A 7,197-nucleotide genomic window follows, 5' to 3' on the forward strand; every position below is an offset into this window, starting at 1 on the left:
GAACTCAGTAGTGAAACGATGCATCGCCGATGGTAGTGTGGGGTCTCCCCATGTGAGAGTAGGTCATCGTCAAGATTCATTTCGCAAAACCCCTATCTGCGCATGCAGGTAGGGGTTTTGTCTTTGTGGGCGAAAATCTCAGGTATCGTGCATGCCTGTGGTTTGTCGGCTCCCACAATTCGAGCCAGAACACTAGAATAGGCTCACGCACCTATCCAGAAGGGCTCCATGTCCAACCCTGTCGAACCCCAAACGCTGGCCCAGTTGCCGCTGGACGAGCTGGTCGCCTGCCACGAATGCGACCTGCTGCTACGCAAGCCTGTGCTCCAGCATGATGAGAAAGCCCAATGCCCGCGCTGCGGCTACGAGCTCTATGCCCATCGCCATAATGTGGTCAATCGCAGCCTGGCCCTGGTGCTCACAGCCCTGTTGCTATTCGTACCGGCAAACTTCCTGCCGATCATGCAGTTGCACCTGCTTGGCCAGACGTCGGACGACACTGTCTGGAGCGGCGTAGTGGGCCTGTACAATTCGGAAATGCGCGGCGTGGCGGTAGTGGTGTTCTTGTGCAGCATGGCCATTCCCCTGGCAAAACTGCTCTGCCAGCTGGCTGTGCTGCTCAGTATCCGCCTGAACATCGGGCGCAACTTCGGCCTGCTGTTCTACCGCATCTATCACCACCTGCGCGACTGGGGCATGCTCGAGGTCTATTTCATGGGTGTGCTGGTGGCCATCGTCAAGCTGGTGGACCTGGCCGAATTGACCGTGGGTTTGGGGTTGTTCTGCTTTATCAGTCTGTTGCTGATCCAGGTCTGGCTTGAAGTGGTGATGTCACCGCACCAGATCTGGAGTGCGCTATCGGGGGAGGACCTGCATGCGGGCGATTGATGCGGGCATTCTTGTCTGCAATGAATGTCACGAACTGAACAGAAATGAGCCGGGCAGCAGGTCGCAAACCTGCACCCGCTGCGGTGCGATTGTGCATGCGCGCCGGCCGAACAGTATCGTGCGTACCTGGGCGTTGCTGATTGCAGCGTCGATTCTGTACATCCCGGCCAATGTCCTGCCGATCATGACCGTGAGCACCTTGGGGCAAGGCAGCCCCGACACCATCATGTCCGGCGTCATCACCCTGCTCAAGCACGGCATGGTGCCCATTGCCGCCGTGGTGTTCATTGCCAGCATCCTGGTGCCCACGTTCAAGCTGGTGGGGATTGGCCTGTTGTTGTACTCGGTGCAGCGCCGTCAGCCGCTTTCGGCGCGGCAGCGCATATTGATGTACCGCTTCATCGAATTCATCGGGCGCTGGTCCATGCTGGATATCTTCGTCATTGCCATCCTGGTGGCGGTGGTGAATTTCGGCCGGATAGCCAGTGTCGAAGCCAACCTGGGCGCTGTCGCCTTCGCAACTGTGGTGATCCTGACAATGCTTGCCGCTTTAACTTTCGATCCCCGACTGATTTGGGATAACACGGAGTCGGATGACGACCATGAGTGACCTGCCAACGGCTAAAACCCGCCCAGCCTCGAACTGGTCGGCTATCTGGATCCTGCCATTGATCGCGTTGATGATCGGGGGCTGGCTCGCATGGCAGGCATACCGTGATGCCGGCGTGGAAATTGAAGTCCGCTTCGAGTCGGGTGAGGGCATCGTCGCCAACAAGACCGAGGTTATCTACAAAGGCATGCCGGTTGGCAAGGTCAAGAGCCTGGTGCTCGATGCCCAGGGCGAGAAGCAGGGGGTGATCGCCACCATCGAGATGAACAAGGCCGCCGAGCCGCATCTCACTAAAGGCACCCGCTTCTGGCTGGTGAAGCCGAGCGTCACCCTGGCGGGTATCTCCGGCCTTGAAACGCTGGTGTCGGGCAACTATATCGCCGTCAGCCCGGGGGAGGGCGAGCGCACCAAGCGCTTTACCGCGTTGAAAGTGGCGCCACCGCTCTCGGACTCGGAACCCGGCCTGCATTTGATGCTCAAGGCCGAGAGGCTGGGCTCGCTCAATCGCGATAGCCCGGTGTTCTACAAGCAGATCCAGGTTGGCCGGGTGAAACGCTATCGGCTGTCCGAGGACCAGAGCACTGTTGAGGTCAAGGTGTTCATCGAGCCGGCATACGCCAGCCTGGTGCGTAAACATACGCGTTTCTGGAATGCCAGCGGCGTCAGCATCGATGCTTCGCTGTCGGGGGTGAAAGTGCGTAGCGAGTCACTGTCGAGCATTGTCGCCGGCGGTATCGCCTTCGCCACGCCGGAATACCGCAAGGACAGCCCGCCAACCGACCCGAGCCTGCCATTCCGCCTGTATGAAGACTTCGATGCAGCCCAGGCCGGTATCCGGGTCAAGGTCAAGCTGAGCGACTATGAAGGCCTGCAGGCCGGCCGTACGCCGGTCATGTACAAGGGCATCCAGGTTGGCTCGCTGAAAGCCCTGACGATGGAAGACAACCTGGCCAGCGCATCCGCCGAGCTGACGCTGGACCCGTTGACCGAAGACTACCTGGTCGAGGGCACGCAGTTCTGGGTGGTGAAACCCTCCATATCCCTGGCGGGTATTACCGGCCTGGAAGCACTGGTCAAAGGTAACTACATCGCCATTCGTCCAGGTGAGAAGGGCGCGCGGCCAGAGCGTGAGTTCGAGGCGCGCGCCAAGGCGCCGCCGCTCGACCTCAAGGCGCCGGGCCTGCACATGGTGTTATTCGCCGATACCCTGGGGTCGCTCGAGATCGGCAGCCCGGTGATGTACCGCCAGGTGAAGGTAGGTAGCGTGCAGAGCTACCAGTTCGCCCGCAACAGCAACCGTATCCTGATCGGTGTGCATATCGAGAAGGAATACGAGAAGCTGGTCAACGGCTCGTCGCGCTTCTGGAACGTCAGCGGTATTACCCTGACGGGCGGCTTGTCGGGCATCAAGATCAAGAGTGAATCACTGCAGACACTGATGGCCGGTGGTATCGCGTTCGACACGCCGCGCCCCGATGTAGCACTTAAACGCCATATCCCGCGTTTCCGCCTGCATGAGAGCCAGGAGGCGGTGAACCGTGCGGGTACGTTGATCACCATTCGGGTAGACCGTGCCGATGGCCTCAAGCCGGGTACTGCGATCCGCTTCCGCGGCCTGGATGTAGGCAGTATCGAGAGCGTCGACCTGACCGATGACCTGCAGGCTGTGCTGCTGCGGGCGCGCATTACCGAGTCGGCGAACCGCATTGCACGTGCAGGCACGCAGTTCTGGGTCGTCAAGCCGGCCTTGGGTCTGGTACGCACCGAGAACCTCGATACCCTGGTGGGCGGGCAGTACCTGGAAGTTCAGCCAGCCGCCAAAGACCGTGGCCCGCAGCGCGACTTCATTGCCTTGGCCGATGCGCCGCAGGTGGCAGGGCCGGAGGTCGGCCTGCCGTTGACGCTCAGCGCCCCGCGCCGTGGTTCGATCAAGCCGGGTGTGCCGGTAACCTATCGTGAGGTTACGGTGGGTAAGGTGACGGGTTTCGAGCTGGGCCAGAGTGCTGATCGGGTGCTGATCCATATTCTCATCGAGCCGCGCTATGCCGCCTTGGTGCGCAGCGGCAGCCGCTTCTGGAACAGCAGTGGCTTCGGTTTCGACTGGGGGCTGTTCAAGGGGGCTACGGTGCGCACCGAGTCGGTGGAAACCCTGATTGATGGCGGTATCGCCTTCGCAACACCGGACGGTGAGCAGATGGGCAACCCGGCACGGCCTCAGCAGACGTTTGCCCTGTTTGAGAAGGCTGAAGATGAATGGCTGCAGTGGGCGCCGAAGATCCAGATAGCCAGGTAAATGCAGGGGCGGCTCACCGGCGAGGGCGGTGACGCGGTGAATGGCACCGGCTTTGCCGGTGTTCGCGGGTGAGCCCGCTCCTGCAGGTATGTCAATTGATGCTGATTCCTTGGCAATTCAAGGTAAATGTTTGGAGTGAACAATTGCCATGAATTGCAGGCAACAAAAAACCGACCCTAAGGTCGGTTTTTCGAATAGCGCGTCGCTTAGGCAGCTGCAGCTTCTTTCAGCGCCTTGATGTGGCCATTCAGACGGCCTTTGTGACGAGCAGCCTTGTTCTTGTGGATGATACCCTTGTCGGCCATACGGTCGATTACAGGTACAGCCAGAACGTAAGCGGCTTGCGCTTTTTCGGCGTCTTTTGCGTCAATGGCTTTAACTACATTCTTGATGTAGGTGCGGACCATGGAACGCAGGCTGGCGTTGTGGCTGCGACGCTTCTCAGCCTGTTTTGCACGTTTCTTGGCGGAAGGTGTGTTGGCCACCGTCGAGCTCCTCGAAAGACTTTAGGTAAATAGCAAACAAAATAGGCCGCGAATCATGCCGATGAGTCGACCGGATGTCAAGGCCACCTGCAAGGTTCCGCCGAGCGGTGCGCCAACAACCTGGAAAGATTCCTTTCTGCTGCGCGACCTGTACACTCGGGAATTTTTGGCTCCCCTGCAACGGCGCGGGAGTATCGCACATTCGGACGCTGTCTGGCAGCGTCCTCTGTCATTGGCGTGAATCTTTTCGATGAACCTGCTCAAATCCCTGGCTGCAGTAAGCTCGATCACCATGATTTCGCGGGTGCTAGGCTTCGTTCGTGACACCATCCTGGCGCGCATCTTTGGTGCTGGCGTTGCCACCGACGCCTTCTTCATCGCGTTCAAGCTGCCCAACCTGCTGCGGCGCATATTCGCCGAGGGCGCGTTCTCGCAGGCGTTCGTGCCGATTCTGGCCGAGTACAAGACCCAGCAAGGCGAGGAGGCGACACGCACCTTCATCGCCTATGTCACTGGCCTGCTGACCCTGGTCCTGGCCCTGGTGACCACCATCGGCATCCTGGCGGCGCCGTGGGTGGTGTGGGCAACCGCCCCAGGTTTTGTCGACAGCGCAGAAAAATATGAGCTCACCACCGACCTGTTGCGGGTGACATTTCCTTATATATTGCTGATTTCGTTGTCGTCGCTTGCCGGCGCGATCCTCAATACCTGGAACCGTTTCTCGGTACCGGCCTTCACCCCGACCCTGCTGAACGTGGCGATGATCGCCTTTGCCCTGCTGCTGACACCGTACTTCAATCCGCCGATCATGGCCCTGGCCTGGGGCGTGCTGGCGGGCGGCCTGGCGCAGTTGCTGTACCAGCTGCCGGCATTGAAGAAGATCGGCATGCTGGTCCTGCCGCGCCTGAACCTCAAGGATGCCGGCGTCTGGCGTGTGCTCAAGCAGATGCTGCCGGCCATTCTCGGAGTATCGGTAAGCCAGATATCGCTGATCATCAACACCATCTTCGCCTCCTTCCTGGTGGCCGGCTCGGTGTCGTGGATGTATTACGCCGACCGCCTGATGGAGCTTCCTTCAGGCGTGCTGGGCGTGGCCTTGGGTACCATCCTGCTGCCAACCCTGGCCAAGACCTACGCCAACAAGGACCGCGAAGAGTACTCTCGGATCCTCGACTGGGGCCTGCGGCTGTGCTTCCTGCTGGTACTGCCTTGCACCCTGGCCCTTGGCATCCTGGCCGAGCCGCTGACCGTGGCGCTGTTCCAGTACGGCAAGTTCAGCGCCTTCGACGCGGCCATGACCCAGCGCGCGCTGATTGCCTATTCCGTGGGTTTGCTGGCAATCATTCTGGTCAAGGTGCTGGCACCGGGCTTCTATGCGCAGCAGAATATCCGTACACCGGTGAAGATTGCCGTGTTCACCCTGGTCTGTACCCAGCTGTTCAACCTGGCCCTGGTCGGCCCGTTCGCGCATGCCGGCCTGGCCCTGGCCATCAGCCTGGGTGCCTGCCTGAATGCCGGCCTGCTGTTCTGGAAGCTGCGCAGCCAGCAGCTGTTCGAGCCGCAGCCTGGCTGGGCGATGTTCCTGTTCAAGCTGGTGCTGGCGGTGACGCTGATGTCGGCAGTATTGCTGGCCGGCATGCACTATATGCCGGCCTGGGAGCAGGGCAGCATGCTCGAGCGCTTCATGCGCCTGGGCGCACTGATCCTGGCCGGTGTGGTGACGTACTTCGGTTGCCTGTACCTTTGTGGGTTCCGGCCCCGGCATTTTGCCCGCAAGGCCTTGCACTAAGGCGCTGGGCGGGTCAGGCGTCGGTTTTTAGCATTCCACGCCGCCCTTGGGCGCTGCTGCCTGTCACCGGCGCCCGGGTGTGGTTATAATCGGCCACTTTATGAGCAAGAAGCGCGTTATGCAGCTGGTTCGAGGTCTTCACAACCTGCGCCCCGAGCACCGGGGCTGTGTCGCCACCATTGGCAACTTCGACGGGGTTCACCGCGGCCACCAGGCAATCCTGGCGCGCCTGCGCGAGCGCGGCCAGGCCTTGGGCCTGCCGACCTGCGTGGTGATCTTCGAACCGCAACCACGCGAGTACTTCGCCCCCGAGACTGCCCCTGCGCGCCTGGCTCGCCTGCGCGACAAGGTCGAGCTGCTGGCCGGCGAAGGCATCGACCGGGTGCTGTGCCTGGCATTCAACCAGCGCCTGAGCAGCCTCAGCGCCGATGACTTCGTCAAGGCTATCCTGGTCGATGGCCTGGGCGTGCGCCACCTTGAAGTGGGCGATGACTTCCGCTTTGGCTGCGACCGCGCTGGCGATTTCGCCTTCCTGGTCGAAGCCGGCAAGCAGTACGGCTTCACCGTCGAGGCGGCCAACACGGTCATCCAGGATGGCCTGCGGGTCAGCAGCACCGAAGTGCGCCAGGCCCTGGCCGAAGGCAACTTCGAGCTGGCCGAGCACCTGCTGGGCCGCCCCTACAGCATCACCGGCCGCGTGCTGCATGGCCAGAAACTGGCCCGCCAGCTCGGCACACCGACTGCCAACATCCAGCTCAAGCGCCGCCGCGTGCCGCTGTCCGGGGTCTACCTGGCCAGCATCGAGATCGACGGCAAGGCCTGGCCGGGTGTCGGCAATATTGGCGTGCGCCCCACCGTAGCCGGTGACGGGCGCCCGCACCTGGAGATTCATCTGCTGGACTATGCTGGCGACCTTTACGGTCGGCGCCTGACGGTGGAGTTCCACCACAAGCTGCGTGAAGAGCAGCGATTCGCCTCCCTGGAGGCGCTGAAGTCGGCGATCGATGCGGATATCGCCGCCGCACGTGCACATTGGCACGCTCAACCGCTAACCAAGAGCCTGAAATGACCGACTACAAAGCCACGCTTAACCTTCCGGACACCGCCTTCCCCATGAAGGCCGGCCTGCCTC

7 protein-coding genes are annotated in these 7,197 nt (G+C 61.2%); 6 read left to right on the plus strand and 1 reads right to left on the minus strand.

Going from position 1 to position 7,197, the window contains the following annotated elements; genetic code table 11:
- Window positions 1-228: 228 nt before the first annotated feature.
- Genes HP546_RS23070 through HP546_RS23080 form a run of 3 tightly spaced genes read left to right on the plus strand, consistent with a single transcriptional unit; the run spans window position 229 to window position 3,791 of the window.
- The gene (locus HP546_RS23070; RefSeq protein ID WP_172229936.1) at window positions 229-888 is read left to right on the plus strand and encodes a paraquat-inducible protein A; all 660 of its coding nucleotides are present in this window, start codon (window positions 229-231) and stop codon (window positions 886-888) included.
- The gene (locus HP546_RS23075; RefSeq protein ID WP_172229939.1) at window positions 875-1,498 is read left to right on the plus strand and encodes a paraquat-inducible protein A; all 624 of its coding nucleotides are present in this window, start codon (window positions 875-877) and stop codon (window positions 1,496-1,498) included. The genes HP546_RS23070 and HP546_RS23075 overlap by 14 nt, the downstream gene beginning before the upstream one ends.
- Complete coding sequence (locus HP546_RS23080; protein WP_172229942.1) at window positions 1,491-3,791, plus strand: PqiB family protein; 2,301 nt, start codon at window positions 1,491-1,493, stop codon at window positions 3,789-3,791. Before HP546_RS23075 ends, HP546_RS23080 begins: the two co-directional genes overlap by 8 nt.
- Before the next feature lie 206 nt (window positions 3,792-3,997).
- Here HP546_RS23080 and rpsT read toward each other — a convergent pair whose 3' ends face one another.
- On the minus strand, window positions 3,998-4,276 hold the full coding sequence (rpsT, locus tag HP546_RS23085) for a 30S ribosomal protein S20 (RefSeq protein ID WP_003247625.1): 279 nt from the start codon (window positions 4,274-4,276) through the stop codon (window positions 3,998-4,000).
- A 250-nt stretch (window positions 4,277-4,526) separates the two neighbouring features.
- Here rpsT and murJ point away from each other — a divergent pair, with 250 nt between their 5' ends.
- From murJ to HP546_RS31895, 3 genes are all read left to right on the plus strand, one after another.
- Window positions 4,527-6,065: a murein biosynthesis integral membrane protein MurJ gene (gene murJ, locus HP546_RS23090; RefSeq protein ID WP_172229945.1), complete on the plus strand. Its 1,539-nt coding sequence runs from the start codon at window positions 4,527-4,529 to the stop codon at window positions 6,063-6,065.
- Window positions 6,066-6,183: 118 nt separating this feature from the next.
- On the plus strand, window positions 6,184-7,134 hold the full coding sequence (gene ribF, locus HP546_RS23095) for a bifunctional riboflavin kinase/FAD synthetase (RefSeq protein WP_172229948.1): 951 nt from the start codon (window positions 6,184-6,186) through the stop codon (window positions 7,132-7,134).
- Window positions 7,131-7,197: hypothetical protein (locus HP546_RS31895; protein ID WP_372242455.1), on the plus strand; the 67-nt coding region annotated here is incomplete at its 3' end. The genes ribF and HP546_RS31895, both read left to right, overlap by 4 nt.

This window comes from Pseudomonas sp. CM25 (assembly GCF_013179705.1).
Taxonomy (GTDB): domain Bacteria; phylum Pseudomonadota; class Gammaproteobacteria; order Pseudomonadales; family Pseudomonadaceae; genus Aquipseudomonas.